We start from the raw sequence: 18585 nt of genomic DNA, 5'->3' as shown, positions 1-18585 counted from the left end.
AACAGGATAACAAGCCCGGATAATAGGGACATCTTTAGGACGAAGCTATGGCTAACAAAGTATTGTCGGAGGGAGCGGCAATCCAGAGTGGCGCGATGATACCGAAAATAAATGGTAGAATGACCGCTGAGATCAGGTGCACATAAATATAATACAGATTTAATAGTACGTTTATCCTATTCATCGTTGAATCATTTAGTTTCGCAGATAGCTTACAAACTATTTGCAGTTAGGTTTGTATAGGATTACATAAACCTCGATTACATAAATGATGATTCAACGACAAACACTTGGATTGATTTTTATGCTTGCCATGACAAGCATAAGCTGTCAGAAAAATGACGTAATGACGGCGTCAGCAGAAAATGAAGCATCATCAAAGCTTAAAGCGAACATAAACGCCGCTGCAGTCACGGTCAACAATTATGTCAATACCAGCACCTACATCAATTCAGGATTCAGTTTTCTAAATCCTTCCCAAGTAAACAAAAACAGGCAGGCTATCGGTGGTAGTGCCTATACCGAGGTTTATGGCTTCAATATTCCAGAGGAAAATCGGGTGCGCGGAATTCGTTGGAACAGCGATGATGAAACTACGGCCATCTGGCGGCCACAGGGCATTGCCGGATTTACAAAAAATGGCGTACGTTATCTATTAGTCAGCTGGTACGCCCGCAATAGCGCCGAACATAAAGGCTCTCGCATTACGCTGATCGACATTAGCCCAAGTTCAAGCACCTACCTGACTTACCGCCATATCCTGCTGGTGCAACCTGATATCCCGAGCGGTACAACAAGTCATACACAGTTCGGATCATATGCTCCGCTCAAAGTACATGCCGGTGGTATCGCCTACTTCAAAGGTAAAATCTACCTAAGCAGTACCAATTTAGGCGTCCGGGTATTCGATCTCGATAAAATTATTGAAGTCAGCACCGGTGAGGATACCAGTGAAAAATGTGGCAAAGACAGCAACGGTAATTTGTTCGCCTTTAACTATCGGTATATATTACCACAGGTGGGCTATCAAAAAATCAATAATGCCAGTCCCTTTTCGACCATCCAAGTCAATGATGAAGGCACTCAGTTTTGGACTGGGCAATATTATGCCGGTAGCGCCGATGCTGCCATCGTACCTCAGATTTTTGGCTTCCCTATTGATACGGATGGCAAACTTCAAAATACAGGAATTGTTACAGTTACACCAAAGAACAGCTTGTTTGCTGACCATCATGCGCATGGTATCCAAGGTGTATTCCGAAAGGGAAATCGCACCTGGCTATCCTGCACGGGTTCGCCGAGCAATTCCTATGGATCGAATGCCCGACTGGCGCGGTACAGCGATGGTGCGGATGATACTGTTCGTTACAGATGGCCATATGGTGCCGAATCTCTGTATTACGAAGCAACCTACGGTTATCTTTGGAGTCTTACTGAATTCGAACCCAATGCTGGCGCACAGAATGGCAGTCAGGTCAACCGCTGTATTTTTGCGGTAGATTTTTCAAAATATGAATAGCCCTACCCAATAGTAAAATATAGATCCTGTTCGTAAAGAATGTAGCGAGATTTATTATCTTTATTATTGTATTTAAATCCATTGAAACTATGCGATATTTAACGAGTATATTATTTGCGCTATTGGCCATCTGTAGCTGGTCTAGTTTTAGCATCATTCAAGATCAAAAAAATCCATTGTATGGAAAGATATTTCGGGAGATTAATGAAATTCCGGGACTGAGCAGTTATGCCCATGCATCAGGAGCAGTAATAGATGCGGGCAAAAGTGCCAGTGGCGACTATCGCTTTGCTGCCGGATATTATACCAACGATAAAAATGGAATCTGTATTTTAAACGAATTGCTTGACGACAAGGAAAATGGAAAGGGGCAGGTAAAGTATAAAATCCTAGACACGATCAATATCCCTAAGCTTAAATCCAACGAACAGCTTAGCCTCTGCAATTGCAGATTAGGCAACAAAATGGATAGTGAAATTGTTGCCATTAGTGTGGTGGAAGAAGACAAAGAATACTTTGATCAGATTGTGAAAGCCTGGCGATTGAATACCAAGACCGGAAAAATAAGCCCAATCCAAGATACAAAGACAATAAATTGCGTCAATGAAGGTTATGGTATCTAATAGCACTACATAAGGTATTTAGCTTAAATTAAGCCATCTGCTTTCAACTTAGTAAACACCTCTATTACACCGATGACCTGAATAGGTTCACGTAAATAATCTTCATGGGAGAAGTACTTCACTTCTCCTATTTCATTACTAGGCTGTATCGTTTCGGTGAGCGGATACAGGAAACAGTCCTGCTCCATGATCACTTCGGGTACCATACCATAGGCGGGAGCAGTGATATGACAATAATATGAAATCTTTTGGGGATCAAGATCGATGTTCAGTTCCTCCTAAATCTCCCGGCGAAGGGATTGCAGGGAGTCTTCTCCCGCATCTATTTTTCCACCCGGTAGATACCAAGCTTTTTTATTATTGCTATAAGCAAGCAATATTTTATGATCCACTATACTAATCAATCCAGCTGTTGGTAAGCCCTGTGTAATTGTTGACATCTGTTTCCGTGTATGTATCCAGTTAAAGTATTCTGTTGTGTTATAGTATCTGTCGTGAAATTACTTTTTTAACCGCATTTATCCAAGAAAATCTCCATTCCCTCGTCCAACAAGTCGTCCCCTTCGCCCCGATTAATCAATGAAATTTAGCAGGGATCAGCGAAACACGATTCTCTATTTAATTACTGCTCGTGATAAGTTTAATTACTGCATTTGATACGATTGATTTTGGGAATAGTGATCATTTTTCAGGAGCAATTTTTTCAAGCTCCTAAGAAAAATCTGCGCATGTTCCCTTGTAAAACACAGCGGCGGTAAAAGCCGCAAGGTATGTGCGCCAGCATATCCTATAAAGATTTTCTCGTTATACAGCAGTTCGTGGCGTATCTGCCGTATGTCCCCGTCAAATTCCACACCGATCATTAATCCCCTTCCCCGCACTTCGGCAATGCCCGTCATGTTCTGTAATTCTTCCATTAAAAATGTACCAACCTTTGCCGCATTCTCCATCAGCTTTTCATCCCGTATCACCTCTAATACAGCAATTGCCGCCGCACAAGCCAAATGATTACCCCCAAAGGTTGTTCCCAGTTGTCCCATTACGGGTGTAATGTCAGGAGAGATTAGTGTTGCGGCCATCGGGAGACCATTCGCAATACCTTTCGCTACTGTAATCAGATCCCCTTTTATTCCGGCATGCTGATGTGCGAAAAATTTCCCCGTACGGCCATACCCCGACTGGATCTCATCGAGAATAAGCATCGTTCCTGTTGCCGTACAGATCTGCCTGATTTCTTGTAGAAACGCCACAGAAGCAATATGGATTCCGCCGACTCCCTGGATCGGTTCCATAATCAGGGCGCAGTATTCCTCCGTTTCCAGCTGTTTTCTCAAACGGGACGGGTCATTGAAAGATGTAAAAAAATAATGGCGATTATCGTTTACCGCAGCTCGGATGCTAGTTATATCGCTAGCTGATACAGCTCCCGAAGTGCGCCCGTGAAAAGCATTGGATAGGGATAAGACCTTTTTGCGTCCCGTAACAAAAGAAGATAGCTTCAAAGCATTTTCATTTGCCTCTGCACCGGAATTGGAGAAAAACACCCCATAGTCCACATACCCACTGATTAGTCCCAATTGATCTGCCAGTTTATTTTGCAGATCATTGTATATCGTATTCGAATAAAAGCCGATCTTATTGAGCTGTCGCAAGGTGCTGTCGACAATATGCGGATGGGTATGCCCCACAGCAATAACAGCATGTCCGCCGTACATGTCCAAGTAAGCCTGTCCTGACTGGTCGTACACAAAGCAGCCAGCAGCATGGTCAATCTGTATGGCCAATTTTTCAAATACTGGAAATGGTTTCATCAAATGATCGAGATTTGGTTTACTCCAAAAATCAAATTAAATCTTCCTTTAAAGGTGGTCCAGGATCAATTTAAAGTCGATAGTCCAGCCCCGGGTAGAAAATACAAGCTACTCATCACAAGCCAAATACATAAACTACAAATGCGCTCGGATCACTGTAAAAGGTTTCAATTTTGCAGAACAATTGTATCTTTGGGTGAATTACCCGATATAATTGACCATGCTCAGACCCTGGAATTTGACAATGGAGATTGACCGATCCTCCACAAAGGCGATTTACTTACAGCTAGCAGATAATATTGCTGCGGATATACAGTTAGGCAGATTAACCCGCGGAACAGCGCTGCCCAGCAGCAGGGCACTTGCGGCCCAACTGAAGCTAAACCGCAATACTGTTGTTGAAGCATTCCAGCAGCTTTTGAGCGAAGGCTGGGTGGTGAGTGAACAGCGCCGTGGAATTTTCGTGGCCCAGCAACTTCCACAATTAATTGCCACAACTGAAAACACAGCGCACAACAACATTGAACCACATGCCTCCATACCATTGCGTATTATCTTTGACGATGGTAATCCAGACAGTAAAATCGCACCCATAGACCAGCTTGGGCGTGCTTACCGGCAAATTTTCAAACGGAGTGCCCGATGGAAAATGATGGGGTATGCCGACCCAAGGGGGCATATTGATTTCAGGCAGGCGATCGCGGATATGCTCAATCAGGAGCGTAATATGAATATTACGCTGGACAACCTATGCATCAGCCGTGGCAGTCAAATGGCCATGTACCTCGTTGCTCAATGCCTGTTGAAAAAGAATGATTTTATCTTCGTTGAATCTCCGGGTTATCATTCAGCATGGAAAATCTTTGAGCATACTGGCGCACAGCTCATAGAAATCCCCGTTGATCAAGATGGTATCATTGTTGATGAAATGATCCCCTACCTTAAAGAAAATAAAAATATCAAAGCGGCATACCTTACACCGCATCGGCAGTACCCGACCACGGTTACATTAAGTAAGGTGCGTAGATCCGAACTGATTCAACTGTCCAATCGGTATGGATTCACGGTCATTGAGGACGATTACGACTACGAGTTTCACTTTGAACATACACCTTACTACCCACTGGCTACTGATGCCGAACTACAAAACTCGATCTACATCGGAACACTGAGCAAAGTAGTCGCTCCGGCACTTCGCATAGGTTATCTTGTCAGCAAAGATAAACAGCTCCTGCAGGCTATCGCGCAACTACGTTATATGGTCGATATGCAAGGGGATAATATCATGGAACAGGCTGTTCTGGAGCTTATTCAAGACGGTACAATCAGAAGACACATCCGCAAAGCCACCAACTACTACCGGAACAAGCGCGACTTTATGGTCAAACAGCTAGACCTACATCTATTGGAACATATCAGCTATCAACCTCCTCAAGGCGGATTGGCTGTCTGGCTTGAACTCAGACATCAAGTAGACTGGACATTACTGTTCAAAAAGCTTAAAGAAAAATCAGTTCATATCCCCCACCCCGACAACTACCATAAAGACAATTGTTACGGGGGCTTGCGCTTAGGGTATGGCTCACTTTCCGAAGAACAGATCGAAGATGGAATCCGGATCTTGGCCGATCTTCTCCAGTTTGCCCGAATTTAGATATAAGTGGTCTCAGCGCATCAAAAACAGCTAGACCGTTTTCCTATTCTGAAAAGAACAAAAAGATTAATATTTCGATAAACACGAAACAAACAACATATAATTTCGCTTCACCAAGACCAATTAAAAGAATAGTATAGACCAAAGGTTAAAAACGGTTAATTTTACCACAAAACGTAATTATTTTGTCAAAAACCTATCTTTTCCGCTTTTAGTTGTTCAAATTAACCGTAGTTTTACGGCGCAAAATTACAGCCTATCTAATTTGTTAGATAGGCTGTATAAAAAGAGAGAAAAGAGTACATTATTTTATGACTGAAAGAATACCGAGCAGGCCGTATGCAGCAATAACTGGGGTTGGAGGATATATCCCACCGAACAAAAGATCCAATACCGATTTAGAGCAGTTTTGCGAGACCTCCGATGAATGGATTATCAAACGTACGGGAATTAAGGAGCGAAGGATATTGGACGAAAATCTTGCCACATCGGATATGGCCGTCAATGCCATTCAGGATCTAGCAAAGCAATACAACAAGGATTTGCGGGATGTGGATGCGCTTATTGTGGCAACTTCAACACCAGATATGCCTATGCCAGCTACGGCAAATATTATTCTCGAAAAATTAGGATTGACAAACGTATGGGCATTTGATGTCAATGCCGCTTGTTCAGGTTTTCTCTATGCTTTGGATATGGCATCGTCGCTCGTCGAGACACAACGTTATAAAAATGTGCTTGTTGTCGGGGCAGATAACATCAGTACCTATGTCGATCTAAAAGATCGCTCTACCAATATTCTTTTCGGCGATGGCGCCGGGGTCATTTGGCTCGAACCTTCGCTTGAAGGTGGCGTCATGGATGCCTACCTGCGTAGCAACGGTGCTGGACGTGAGTTTTTGAAAATCGAGGCTGGTGGTTCTCTCTATCCAATTGACAGTAACCTTCCGGTAAACGACAACCGCTTTCTTAAGCAAGATGGCAAAACAGTTTTTAAACATGCTGTTCAGTCCATGAGTGATGCTTGTAATACCGTTTTACAGCGAAATAACTTACAAATTGAAGATATCAACTGGTTAATTCCACACCAGGCCAATCAGCGTATCATCGATGCCGTAGGCCGTAGTCTTAATATTCCTGAAGATAGAGCGCTAAGCAATATCGAATACCTAGGCAATACCATTGCCGCGACGATCCCTTTGTGTATCTGGCAAAATATCAAAAAATTGAACACCGGAGACTTAGTGATGCTTACAGCTTTCGGAGCGGGCTTCTCCTGGGGAGCAAGCTTATTTAAGTGGATGATTTAAATCACATAAACAAGATAAAAAAGGAAGGCACTTCNNGAAGTGCCTTCCTTTTTTATCCACAAAATGCTAGTAATTTAACGATAGTCCCACACCAAAGCCCATATCACTATCATAATGCGTCCGGAAGGCGATATTCTTTGTGATAACATAATTTAATCCGGCCATATATTCAAGGTCCGAGTTGACCATAAAATCACCACGGATTCTGCGGGAAATTGCTATATCTTCGCGCATCAGCTGCAAGCGGACGATACCGTCATGATATACTTCAGCCTGGAAATTCACGAGCATTGGCAAGGTATACATAAAACCCAGGCTCAGCGCCTTCCGGCTATCCTTTTTATTAGCCTGACCGAAGATATTCTTTTCATGTTCATCTTCACCCATCCGGCGGTAGCGGTAATCAAAGCCTACAAAGGGCATAAACCACTGCATTTTCCCAAAAAACCGTCCCAAGTGGGTCTCTACCTCATAACCATGCATATCGTTATACCCCAAACGCCATTCCGATCCAAGTTGCCAGCGTGCATTCTGAAACATGGCCTGACCATCATTTCCATTTGTCGCAAAGTCATTCTGCGCCATAAAATGCGTCATATTGCTTTCCATTTGCAGCGCCTTATAAGCCTTGGCCTTACCCGGCAAATAAGGATTTTTATAGTTATCTACCGCAAATACGCGGTTCATCCCCGCCATCATATGATATAAAATATGGCAATGGAAAAACCAATCTCCCTCTTCATTCGCCAAAAATTCAATGGTATCCGTTTCCATCGGCATGATGTCGACCACATTTTTCAGCGGCGCTTTTGCCCCCTTACCATTCAACAACCTAAAATCAAAGCCATGCAAATGGATCGGGTGACGCATCATCGAATTATTGTAGATCGTGATCCGTAACACTTCCCCTTTTTTCACCGCAATTTTATCGGTCTCTGAAAGAATTTTATCGTCCATACTCCAGACATAACGGTTCATATTTCCTGTTAGGGTAAATTTAAGATCCCGTATAGGTGCGTCTTTGGGCAACTCAGTCGCATGGGGTGATTCCAGCATTGCATAATTCAGCGTAACAATATCCCCCAGCGCATTCGCATTATAACGGTTTGGATCTTCATCTGTCTTCATCTTTCCATGATCCATGCCACTATGTTTGCTATGATCCTCCTTGTTCTTCCCATCGCCCGTAATTTCAGGGTACATGACCACATTCATATCCATCTGATTCAGGCTCATATTCATGCCCATATCATTGAGATTACCATCCATCTTCATCATATCATTCATCATCTCCATCCCCTCAAAATATTTTAGGCGGGGCAGCGGGGATATCAGCTGCTTGACTCCATTTCCAACAAAATAACTCGCGGACTGCGTACGATCCTCTGTCGTTGCCATAAATTCGTAGGCCGTACCCTCATTCGGGATTGTCACCACCACATCATAGGTCTCCGATACCGCGATCAATAACCGGTCCACCTCCACGGGGACCACATCGTTTCCGTCATTGGCGACTACGGTAATTTTTCCACCTGCATAGCGCAACCAAAAGTAGGATGAAGCACCACCATTGGAAATCCGCAAACGCACCTTATCTCCCGCTTTCAGTGTTTTGCCATCCACTTCTTTTAAATCCGTCGTATAGGCACCATTCATTAAAATCTTGTCATAGTAGACATCACTGACATCCATCGCAAGCTGACGCTTCCACTCATTGGTGACCTTTGTTTTGAATTTGCCTTCTTTAATTGCTTCGGCATAAGACTGCGTAGCCCCCTTTTTAATGGCTGCCCAATCATTGCCGGTATGTAACATACGTTGGATATTGTCTGGATTATAATTTGTCCATTCGCTTATGATGACCGGAATAGTAGGTAAGTCATCTATCCCTTTGCGAAAAGTCTTGTCACCCGCACGTTTGTTCAGAATAAGGCTACCGTACATACCAATCTGTTCTTGCAAACCCGAGTGTGAATGATACCAGTGCGTTCCATGCTGGATGATCGGGAAACGATAGGTGTAAGTCGAATTAGGCTTGATCGGCTCCTGGGTCAGGTGCGGTACTCCGTCCTCTTTATTTGGCAGAAAGATACCGTGCCAGTGCAGTGAAGTACTCTCTTTCAACTTATTGTGAACAACAATTTCAGCGGTATCCCCTTCTGTAAATGTCAGGGTAGGCATGGGAATCTGTCCATTTACGGCAATGGCCCATTTTGCTTTGCCGGCGTAATTGACAATGGTATCCCGTACATACAGGTCATGGCGTACCACTTTCTGGCCAAACACCGCGACCTGTGTCGCTACGAATAAAACAACTATTAATACGATATTTATATTTCTCTTTTTACTTACTTTCATACGTTTGCTTGATTAAAACGGCATTGTCCTTAGGTCCTATACAATACTGGCAGACCAGTCGCGCACCATGGTTTCCTATAATAAATAGTATCACCGACAAACTATCAACAAATTCATTATCAAATAGTTTACCCATATTACTACACTCCACCTCATCTTGGTCGCATGTTGCTGGAGCGATGGATTAATTAAGTGTTTCAACTGTGCTTCCACAACTGATCATCTGCGATCCGAAGAATGGATTTTTAATGGATTTTTCCTTACTCAACCAGTTCGCCCCCTTCCCTTGATTAAACATCGGACAATGTTGATAATAGACAGGACTTTCTAAAGTACCTACTTTGATCAGTTCGTACATATTGCGGGAAAGCGAAGCAAATGCGACCCGTTGTTTGCCCACATCTTTCCCCTTAGCGATGGCTGTTGCGTCGATAGTTAAGTTGTTCATCACTTTCATCCAGACCGTGTGCTCGGCAGAAACAAGCTTATTCATATCCACTGCTTTTATGGCTGCCTGCAATATGGTGGCTTTCACCGCCGCCGCTGAAGCATCTGTCTTAACCAGCGCGTCTTTTAGCACAAAGTATTGACTGAGCAGATTTGTCAACTGTGTTTCTTTACCCTTTTCTGTTTCTGTTGTTGGTTGATGGGTGGAATGATCAGCTGCCAACATATTATGATGTCCGTTCTGCGGAGTGATTGCTTCAGTCTGATGTGCTGACGCCGGCTTTAAGGTTCTACTGTATTGATCCACTTTAGGCAACTGAGCATAAACATCATCCGGAGCCAGAAATTTCTCATTATCGAATCCTGCTAAAGCAATACGCTTTAGTATCTCATCCTCATTTGTCTTTGACGCATCATAGGTGATAGTCGCCATATTTGTTTCCTGATCCCACAGTATTTTAGCGTTTTTTTCCGATTTACCCTCCTTCTCAATGGCCGTCTTCGCGGCTGGAGTATTTCCGAATATCTTTACCGTTGCTGTTGTCGCATTTTTGATCTGCGCATGTATTGTGATATCGGTCAGTAACACGAGGCTTACCATACCAATTAGTGAAATTGATTTCATAGCTATATAATTATTTTTTGAGCTCGTTATGCTCAATTTATCTTTAAACACCGTCTGTAATACCCGCATATTTTGTGCAGTATTTCTACTTTTCATAGGCTTATTTCACGATGAATAATTTTTGATTAAATGAATTCCAATGAAAACAGTCATTTGCAGCGCTGAAGCAACACCAACAACAGGTCATATGATCCAATGACAGTTTTCATTTAAAAATGATTAAAGGGATTTTGGATGCAGATAACGATCCAAAAGGACATAGCATGGGCTATTGCCAATTATTAGGCTATCTTAGGAGGCTGCCAAATCGAAAAATAAGCATCGGCACAAAAAGGTTGCTTATACAAAGTGTATAGTTTTAGTTGACCGATCTCCGACAGTGGTATAAAACCCGTTCCATAAACAGCTATCATGGGACTGTATTGCATGAAAGTACGGCATGACTTTCCGCTGCAACGTTTACCACAGTCATCACCGTGATCTTTTTCATTTTGTACATCGTTACAACAATCTTTGCCTTCGGTATCTTCTACATCTCGATCCTTGTCAGTATTTTTTAATTCCTGATTTTTGTGGGTATCATTTACACCATGTGTATTATCGGTAGCGTTTAAATCCTGATCGTTTTCCGAACAGCAGGACATTTTTTCTTCTTGCTTGGTTTTTTCAGGAGTCAGATGGCAGGCAAACACCCGGCTCGGAGCTAAAAATAGCCCCAACATACAGATGACCAACAAGATGTTGACTTTTGCCCACATAACGGCTTAAAATTTATCTTTTTTTACAGTTACCCGATTACAAAACATCAAGGTATATGTTTAATTACCGAATAAAGGTCGCAACTTTTTTCCAAATCGCTGTTGTAATATTTTTTATTTTATTTATAAGATTTCATTTCCAGTCACTGAAACGACCGCCTATCTATTTCTCCTGTTCCTTGATCCATTTAAGCATCAGCAGGCAACCGGGAGCATAAACGCCGCCGTGGTCAAATCCCTGCAATTGATATAAAGAGGTTTTGGTATGCCCCACCTGTTTTAGTATCGCTGCGAGATGCGCGTTCTCTTCATATCTAGCCGGAAGTTCCAATTGTGGGTCGCCGATAATCAGTACAATAGCGGGTGCATCTTTGCGTGCAAAGGATATCGGCGCGTATTGATCCATCTGCGGGATTGCCATCGACTGTCCACGTTCCTTTTTGATCGTATAATGTGTGTTGGTCTGACCACTGATCGGTACCAGTCCCTTTAATTTATTTGCACTGACACCCTGTTTTTGAAGGTAACTACTATCGAGTCCTACCATTAAAGCCAAATATCCACCAGCGGAATGACCTGAAACATAAATCTTAGCCGGATCGCCCCCATAGGATGCGATATGGGAAAAAGCCCAGGCAACAGCTTCCGCTGCATCTTCAATATAATCTGGCGCCTTCACTTTGGGACTCAACCTATAATTGACAGCAACCACCGCCACACCTTTCTCTTTAAGTTCTAATGGAATAAATTTATTCCCTTCCTCCAATCCTCCACCATGAAACCACACGATCGTGGAAAAATTCTTCCGATCGGTCGGGACATAGAGATCGAGCTTACAACGTTCTTTTTTATAGTCGTCGGTATCAGTAATTTTACAATAGCTAATATTATCTATGGTACGGTATTTCTGGGCAAAGATTTGGTTCGATAAAATCGACAAAAAGAATATGACAAGAAATTTTGGAGACATAATAAATGGGGTTAAGGATTCACATTCATAAAGTTAGCAAAAACCCGTCAAATCCCCTCCCTATAGTTCAAAATTGTTTTACCTTGTAGCACGAAGACATCAGGCTACCATCCCGCTATTTTTTTTGGGAAATATCAGGTTTATCTCATCTAGGAACATAACAAAAGATAAATTTTCCTGTTATTAGTATAGAAACAATAATTACGTTAGAAACATTATTAACGACATATGGAGCAGATAAAAATACAAACACATATTGGCGTACGTGTGGAAACCATTTGGAACGCCTATACCTCTGCTGAAGATATTATGCAATGGAATCGAGCCTCCGAAGACTGGCATTGTATTGAGGCGATTAACGATTTGCGCATAGGGGGAAAATTCAAAAATCGTATGGAAGCAAAGGATGCTTCGGCGGGTTTTGACTTTACAGGAACCTATACCGAACTTGAGCCCTTTAAAAAAATAGCCTATGTGATGCCCGATGGCCGTCATGTAACGATCAATTTCAATCCCAAAAAGGCTGCTACCGACGTCGAAGTTATTTTCGATGCCGAATCCGAAAATCCGATCGATCTACAACGCCAGGGGTGGCAAGCCATTCTCGACAATTTCAAGTTCTATGTAGAAAAAACATACGGCAGCGCATCACAGGCACAGACATTTTAATACGGAGATTATCGGCTATTGCTCGTGCGGCGAACATTTCAACGAATAGACATATAATAACAGACATACTTGGATTGCTAACGACAATGGTTATCTTTGGCCAAAATTTGATATCCCAGCGTGAACCTTACGGAGCAAATTCCAACGAAAAGCGATAAAGACATAATATATGACAATAATTAACAATTATGAAGAGTACAAAGCCTTTGAAGGAAAGTCATTAGGCGAATCTCAATGGCATACAATTGACCAAAAGCAGATCAACCAGTTTGCCGATGCAACTTTAGATCATCAATGGATCCACCTGGACAACGAAAGAGCAAAAACAGAAAGTCCATTTAAATCGACCATCGCACATGGCTATCTAACCTTATCACTTATTCCTTATTTGTGGAAACAAATAGCAGAAGTACGAAATGTCAAAATGGAGATCAACTATGGTATCGAAAATCTGCGTTTTGCACAACCCGTTCTGGTCGATAATGAAGTACAATTGCATACACATGTTAAATCCGTTGCCAATCTTCGGGGGGTAGTCAAAGTAACCATTGAAGCAACTTTAAAAATTAAAGATAGCGCTAAGCCGGCCTATGTGGGAGACGTTATCTTTTTATACCACTTCAATTAAATCAATCAGATAAGCATTCACTTCAATAAATTCAGGTAAGCTATTTGCATGTTAACCGATTTAACAATAAAAGAGATCACAAATCATAAGGATTACCCTTATGATTTGTTGCTTTTGGCGGATGAAACGATCGCCGCGATCAATAAGTATCTTTTTGATTCGGCTGTCTTTGTTGTTCAGGAAGAACAACAGTCCATCGCTGCATTTTGTTTGTATCCCGTTGATAACGAGACCTTGGAAATCAAAAATATTGCTGTGTCTCCCTCACATCGAAACAGAGGACTTGGCAGCAAAATATTACGATATATCCAAGAGACTTACCATGCGCAATATCCGAATCTGATTGTTGGAACGGCAGATTGTGGCTTTGATCAGATCCGATTTTATGAGCGCAATGATTTTGTTAAATATGATCTACGTACGAACTTTTTCATTGAAAATTACGAACAGCCCATCTATGAAAATGGTCAATTGTTGAAGGACATGGTTTTACTAAAATATCAACCCAAGCGAACCTAAAAGGGGACTTTCATTACGATCCAATAGGTAGTGCTTCTTTAGCAGTATCAGGAGTAAAAATAAACACTTATATTTCAGTAAGATTCTAATAAAACCAGTAAATAAACAATGAAACTGACTACGATACACCCCAAATTACCTATGCGTGACAGGCTGTCACAAGCGATTTTTACTTGGGTCAACTGGGCTTCAGCCTATGCGGCACTGCAAACTATGAAGGATATCTGATGATCAAAAAAAATCAGATCGAAATTCATTTTTTTGAATTTAAGGAGCTACTACCTGAGGAGAATTATGGCATGATCTATATCCGCACCGACGATATTGACCAGCTCTATCACTCTTTTTTAGTGCGCAATATTACCATCCATCCGAATGGTAAGCTGGAGAGAAAACCTTGGGGACAGCGTGAGTTTTCCATCTTGGATCCGGATAGTAATTTGCTAACATTTGGACAGGGGAAGTAGAATTACACATCTAGCTTTAAGAGTAGAGACTTGATGTTGAAGCTATTGCTGTACCGGACACAATCAGACTGAGCAGATCACACTTTATCAAAGCTACACTGCCCAATAGAAAACGACACGACAAATAAAGGAGAAATATCCGTTGAGACGATTAGATAGGACAAGAAAAAATCAAAAAAAAACCTGTCATTATACGCAAAAATGGAGCGTAACGATGACAGGCGCTATAATTTTAGATACGGGTTTGCTGCATCAGAATGGACTAACCGAATAAATCTGAACTCAGGTAGCGGTCTCCGCGATCACAGGCAATAAAAACAATGACGCCTTCCTCGATCTCATTGGCAATTTTCAGGGCTCCGGCAAATGCTCCACCTGTACTCATCCCAGCAAAAACGCCTTCCCGTTTCACCAGTTCACGCGCCAGTTCGGTCGCCTCCTGTTGCGAAATATCAATGACACGATCCACACGGCTTGGGTCAAATATTTTCGGCAGATAAGCTTCTGGCCAGCGTCTGATTCCGGGGATGGACGACTCCGGTGTAGGTTGACAGCCGACAATCTGTATCGCCGGATTTTTTTCTTTGAGATAGATGGAATTTCCCATGATCGTTCCAGTTGTTCCCATCGCGCTCACAAAATGGGTAATTTTCCCATCTGTATCACGCCAGATTTCAGGACCCGTGGTTTTGATATGGGCTTTATAATTATCGGGATTGGCAAATTGGTTTAAAATAAAATAGCCTTCATTTGCCGCTTTTGCCTCAGCGTAGTCCCGGCATATTTCCATGGACTCCAATAGCGTAACCTTGGCACCAAAAGCTTCCATGGTCAGTGTACGCTCACGGGTAGACGATGCAGGCATGACCAACTCTAGATTCAAGCCATATATACCGGCAATCATGGCCAGGGCGATTCCCGTATTCCCACTCGTCGCTTCGATAAGCTTACTGTCTTTCGAAATTTCGCCACGCTCCATGGCTGAACGGATCATATTTAAGGCTGCACGATCTTTGACAGAACCAGCGGGGTTATTCCCTTCCATCTTTGCAAAGATCCGTACGTTGGTATTTGCATGAAATTGGGTAATTTCCACCAATGGTGTATTTCCGATGGTATCTATAATATTTCCCATAATGTATCTATATAATTGGTTTTGAATCTATAAATTTCGCTGTTGCTTGATGATACACAGTAGTATAAGGTTCTACTGAACTTGTCAGCCAAACATTACCTCCGATAACCGAATGATGGCCTATACGTGTTTCGCCGCCCAAGATCGTTGCTCCCGAATAGATGATGACATGGTCTTCAATCGTTGGATGACGTTTGACATTCGAAAACACCTTATCCACACTCAGAGCACCCATCGTCACCCCCTGATAAAGTTTAACGTAATTTCCGATTGTACACGTTTCTCCGATCACCAATCCGGTACCATGATCAATATGGAGGTGATGGCCGATGGTTGCTCCCGGATGAATATCTATTCCTGTCTTGGAATGTGCATGCTCGGTCAATATGCGTGGGATCAGAGGGACTCCAAGGCGATGCAGCTCATTGGCCATTCGGAAAATACAGATCGCAAAAAAACCAGGATAAGTACGTACAACCTCCCGCTTGTTCTGTGCGGCCGGATCCCCATCCATCAACGCGTCAGCATCCCAGCACATGAGTTCATACAACGCTGGAATGCGCTCAAAAAACTGATGGGCTATTTGCGCATGGTTGCAATGACCACAAGCTTTTGATTTGCTAAGGAGTTGTTCCAGTTCCAGTTCAAATTGTTCAAAAGCAAGTTTCACATCGTCTACCGATTTCATCTCGCCAGAATTTCGCTCCGGAAAAAGCACATCCAAAATTTTGGTAGCCCAGCCGCAGATCTTCTTATTGGAAGGCATTTCTAAAACAGCTAATTGCTGCTCATAGATATGTTGATAAAAATCATGCATCTTCAAAAGTAAATATTAAAACAACCTTAGCTCAAGTTTCTATTGTATAGAATTCTAATGGAGAAACATACAAATTTAATGTCTCTCTTTGATCTGCAAGAGCTTTATTCTTAAACAAAGATACTATACAATATTGATAGATTAAGCCTTATTACCACTTAACTATATGATTAAATCATTTTTTATCTTTATTTGACTTTTAGGACAACCCCAGACTTCCTCCCCATCGCCGTCTCGTCAATATCATTTCTTCATCGCATTAAATTTAGAAACCTGCTTATGCCTCTTAAAGCACTAAGCGCTCAAAAAGATTTTGTAATGTTGCTTCAGGATCTTCACAGAGTCCGGGATGCGAAGCCGAACATTGAATAACCGTGCTGCGTTTGGCGGTAAGCCATCGGAAACGTTCTGTAATATCCAATGCTGCTAGTTTTCCGGCACCTTTATCCCCATTACAGATTCGTTGAAAGGAGGACAGATGGTTTTCAATCAGTTCCAGTTCAATTTTAGGACAGAGCGCGCGTACCTTTTGCTCATCTACGGCATAAACCATCTTGGCAAAACGATATTTACGGCAATAGAGCGCGATACCAACATTGATAAATTCCTCTCGCTCTACACGTGGCACCAATCGTACCACAGCATATTCATATAAGGTTTTTTCTGGCATCTTCTATCTGTTTTACAAAAATTGACGAATTAGCCATACGTTGTTTCAGGAAGGATACGTATACCTCTCTCGCCTCTGTCGCAGACAGCTCACGTTCGGAATCCGCTAACCATTCATCCGGTACAACAGCTAATATCTTACGAAAAACATCCTCTGTAAAAATAGCGCTAAAGTCAGTATTTATTTTTTCGACGATGGCGGCATTTTTTAATAGCACATGGTCTTTGATCTGCACAAAGGGTTTGACCGCTTGCTCTTCCCAGTTGTCCCAGCTGTGGTGGAAATACAAAGCTGCACCATGGTCAATCAGCCATAATTCCTTATGCCAGATCAGCATATTCGTATTCCGTACTGTACGGTCAACATTCATCAGTAAAGCATCCAGCCACACAATTTTTGAAGCCTCTTCCGCTCCAATCAGGTCGACATTGGCATCAAAAGTTACTGCCCCACTCAAAAAGTGAAGCCCGAGGTTTTTCCCTACGCTAAATTTGAGTAGATCCTGTATTTCTTCGTCCGGTTCGGAGCGCCCAAAAGACTCATCAAGATGTGCGAAGACGATTTCGGGCACTCTTAATTTTAGAAGCCTGGCCAGCTCTCCACCGATCAGTTCAGCAATGAGTGCCTTACGGCCCTGTCCTGCTCCTCTAAATTTGATGACATAACTAAAGCCATCGTCCGCATCGACTAGCGCAGGCAAAGATCCACCTTCCCGAAATGGCTGAACATATCGGATAATTTCTACCTCGCGAATTATAGGTTGTTGAAAATTCATGAATTTATATTTTCTTACTGTTCAAAGTTGGTCATCAACGTTGAGCATTATAACAAACTAAGATAAATTTACCTTTATTTACAAGTTTGTTCGTCATGTACGCTACAAATTTGTTATTCCACCACAACCTTTGAACGTTTTAATGGTGGAAATATCTCAAATATTTATTTATATTTTAGCAAAATAGCACAAATTGTACATTCATTTGACCATTAGAAGTACTATTTTCTAATTATATTTGTCATAGAATCTCGACTTGTCTCATCAAGTTCTTTTCAAAAACGATATGGATACTATTCAGGAATATAACAGTGTGATCAAGCACTGTCAAGATTTATTTATAAAAAAAACAAAAGATTATGGCACGGCATGGCGGATCATGCGGCTATCCTCCATTACTGACCAGATTTATATCAAGGCGCAACGTATACGTACCCTTGAGATCAAAAAAGTATCTAAAGTTGGTGAAGGTGTCGTCGATGAATACATTGGTATCATTAATTACTGCATTATGGCCATGATCCAAATTGATCTTGGTGAAGATGGAGAGGAAAACCTCGATCCCGTCTTCGTAAATCAAAAATATACCGAAAAGGTAACGGAAACCAGAGACCTCATGCTGGCCAAAAATCACGATTATGGTGAGGCTTGGCGTGATATGCGCGTTTCTTCGATGACGGATTTGATCTTAATGAAAATTCACCGTGTCAAACAGATCGAAGATAACGATGGACAGACTATCGTTTCCGAAGGAATTAATGCCAATTACCAGGATATGCTTAACTACGCAGTTTTTGCCTTAATTAAGTTAGGACTCGCACAACAATAAT

At 42.1% G+C, this 18585-nt stretch carries 21 protein-coding genes; 9 read left to right on the top strand and 12 right to left on the bottom strand.

From position 1 onward, the window contains the following. Nucleotides 1-34: 34 nt before the first annotated feature. The gene (locus B4A24_RS22265; protein WP_293947147.1) at nt 35-184 is read right to left on the bottom strand and encodes a hypothetical protein; all 150 of its coding nucleotides are present in this window, start codon (nt 182-184) and stop codon (nt 35-37) included. A gap of 84 nt (nt 185-268) precedes the next feature. On the opposite strand from B4A24_RS22265, the gene B4A24_RS22260 reads away from it, so the two are divergent. Together B4A24_RS22260 and B4A24_RS22255 are read left to right on the top strand one after the other, a co-directional pair. After that, complete coding sequence (locus B4A24_RS22260) at nt 269-1519, top strand: hypothetical protein (RefSeq protein ID WP_293947146.1); 1251 nt, start codon at nt 269-271, stop codon at nt 1517-1519. 89 nt (nt 1520-1608) lie between these two features. Then, on the top strand, nt 1609-2142 hold the full coding sequence (locus B4A24_RS22255) for a hypothetical protein (RefSeq protein ID WP_293947145.1): 534 nt from the start codon (nt 1609-1611) through the stop codon (nt 2140-2142). Nucleotides 2143-2165: 23 nt separating this feature from the next. Here B4A24_RS22255 and B4A24_RS22250 read toward each other — a convergent pair whose 3' ends face one another. The 3 genes from B4A24_RS22250 to B4A24_RS22240 form a co-directional block, all read right to left on the bottom strand. Beyond that, the gene (locus B4A24_RS22250; protein ID WP_293947144.1) at nt 2166-2348 is read right to left on the bottom strand and encodes a hypothetical protein; all 183 of its coding nucleotides are present in this window, start codon (nt 2346-2348) and stop codon (nt 2166-2168) included. Nucleotides 2349-2420: 72 nt separating this feature from the next. After that, complete coding sequence (locus B4A24_RS22245; protein ID WP_293947143.1) at nt 2421-2582, bottom strand: NUDIX domain-containing protein; 162 nt, start codon at nt 2580-2582, stop codon at nt 2421-2423. Between the two features lie 204 nt (nt 2583-2786). Continuing rightward, nucleotides 2787-3953, bottom strand: a complete 1167-nt coding sequence (locus tag B4A24_RS22240) for an aspartate aminotransferase family protein (RefSeq protein ID WP_293947142.1) — start codon at nt 3951-3953, stop codon at nt 2787-2789. A gap of 220 nt (nt 3954-4173) precedes the next feature. Between B4A24_RS22240 and B4A24_RS22235 the strand changes: the two genes are divergently transcribed. Both B4A24_RS22235 and B4A24_RS22230 read left to right on the top strand, forming a co-directional pair. Then, entirely contained in the window at nt 4174-5607 is a 1434-nt protein-coding gene (locus B4A24_RS22235; RefSeq protein ID WP_293947141.1) for a PLP-dependent aminotransferase family protein, read from the top strand. Nucleotides 5608-5918: 311 nt separating this feature from the next. Continuing rightward, on the top strand, nt 5919-6917 hold the full coding sequence (locus B4A24_RS22230; protein WP_293947140.1) for a beta-ketoacyl-ACP synthase III: 999 nt from the start codon (nt 5919-5921) through the stop codon (nt 6915-6917). A 66-nt stretch (nt 6918-6983) separates the two neighbouring features. Here B4A24_RS22230 and B4A24_RS22225 read toward each other — a convergent pair whose 3' ends face one another. From B4A24_RS22225 to B4A24_RS22210, 4 genes are all read right to left on the bottom strand, one after another. Continuing rightward, on the bottom strand, nt 6984-9275 hold the full coding sequence (locus B4A24_RS22225; RefSeq protein ID WP_293947139.1) for a multicopper oxidase family protein: 2292 nt from the start codon (nt 9273-9275) through the stop codon (nt 6984-6986). A 184-nt stretch (nt 9276-9459) separates the two neighbouring features. Beyond that, nucleotides 9460-10347 carry a DUF3347 domain-containing protein gene (locus B4A24_RS22220; protein WP_293947138.1) on the bottom strand — a complete coding sequence of 296 codons (888 nt, stop codon included), beginning with the start codon at nt 10345-10347 and terminating at the stop codon, nt 9460-9462. Nucleotides 10348-10628: 281 nt separating this feature from the next. After that, nucleotides 10629-11105, bottom strand: coding sequence for a hypothetical protein (locus tag B4A24_RS22215; RefSeq protein ID WP_293947137.1), 477 nt, complete (start codon nt 11103-11105; stop codon nt 10629-10631). A gap of 163 nt (nt 11106-11268) precedes the next feature. After that, nucleotides 11269-12075, bottom strand: coding sequence for an alpha/beta hydrolase (locus B4A24_RS22210; protein WP_293947136.1), 807 nt, complete (start codon nt 12073-12075; stop codon nt 11269-11271). Between the two features lie 228 nt (nt 12076-12303). Between B4A24_RS22210 and B4A24_RS22205 the strand changes: the two genes are divergently transcribed. The 4 genes from B4A24_RS22205 (at nt 12304) to B4A24_RS22190 (ending at nt 14358) form a co-directional block, all read left to right on the top strand. After that, nucleotides 12304-12744 (top strand): SRPBCC domain-containing protein, encoded by a 441-nt coding sequence (locus B4A24_RS22205; protein WP_293947135.1) that lies wholly within the window; start codon nt 12304-12306, stop codon nt 12742-12744. A 169-nt stretch (nt 12745-12913) separates the two neighbouring features. Then, nucleotides 12914-13372, top strand: a complete 459-nt coding sequence (locus B4A24_RS22200) for a MaoC family dehydratase (protein WP_293947134.1) — start codon at nt 12914-12916, stop codon at nt 13370-13372. Between the two features lie 48 nt (nt 13373-13420). After that, entirely contained in the window at nt 13421-13891 is a 471-nt protein-coding gene (locus tag B4A24_RS22195) for a GNAT family N-acetyltransferase (protein WP_293947133.1), read from the top strand. Nucleotides 13892-14064: 173 nt separating this feature from the next. Then, on the top strand, nt 14065-14358 hold the full coding sequence (locus tag B4A24_RS22190) for a bleomycin resistance protein (RefSeq protein WP_349681742.1): 294 nt from the start codon (nt 14065-14067) through the stop codon (nt 14356-14358). 262 nt (nt 14359-14620) lie between these two features. Here B4A24_RS22190 and cysM read toward each other — a convergent pair whose 3' ends face one another. From cysM to B4A24_RS22170, 4 genes are all read right to left on the bottom strand, one after another. Beyond that, nucleotides 14621-15493, bottom strand: a complete 873-nt coding sequence (gene cysM / locus B4A24_RS22185) for a cysteine synthase CysM (RefSeq protein WP_293947131.1) — start codon at nt 15491-15493, stop codon at nt 14621-14623. A gap of 7 nt (nt 15494-15500) precedes the next feature. Beyond that, the gene (locus tag B4A24_RS22180; protein WP_293947130.1) at nt 15501-16310 is read right to left on the bottom strand and encodes a serine O-acetyltransferase; all 810 of its coding nucleotides are present in this window, start codon (nt 16308-16310) and stop codon (nt 15501-15503) included. Between the two features lie 286 nt (nt 16311-16596). After that, entirely contained in the window at nt 16597-16980 is a 384-nt protein-coding gene (locus B4A24_RS22175) for a DUF3037 domain-containing protein (protein ID WP_293947129.1), read from the bottom strand. Next, nucleotides 16958-17755: a HipA family kinase gene (locus B4A24_RS22170; RefSeq protein ID WP_293947128.1), complete on the bottom strand. Its 798-nt coding sequence runs from the start codon at nt 17753-17755 to the stop codon at nt 16958-16960. Before B4A24_RS22170 ends, B4A24_RS22175 begins: the two co-directional genes overlap by 23 nt. A gap of 286 nt (nt 17756-18041) precedes the next feature. Between B4A24_RS22170 and B4A24_RS22165 the strand changes: the two genes are divergently transcribed. Further along, nucleotides 18042-18584: a DUF1599 domain-containing protein gene (locus B4A24_RS22165; RefSeq protein WP_293947127.1), complete on the top strand. Its 543-nt coding sequence runs from the start codon at nt 18042-18044 to the stop codon at nt 18582-18584. Nucleotide 18585 lies beyond the last annotated feature (1 nt).

Source organism: Sphingobacterium sp. UBA7249, from assembly GCF_002472835.1.
Lineage (GTDB): Bacteria > Bacteroidota > Bacteroidia > Sphingobacteriales > Sphingobacteriaceae > Sphingobacterium > Sphingobacterium prati.
This window is presented reverse-complemented; position numbering and strand designations above follow the sequence as displayed.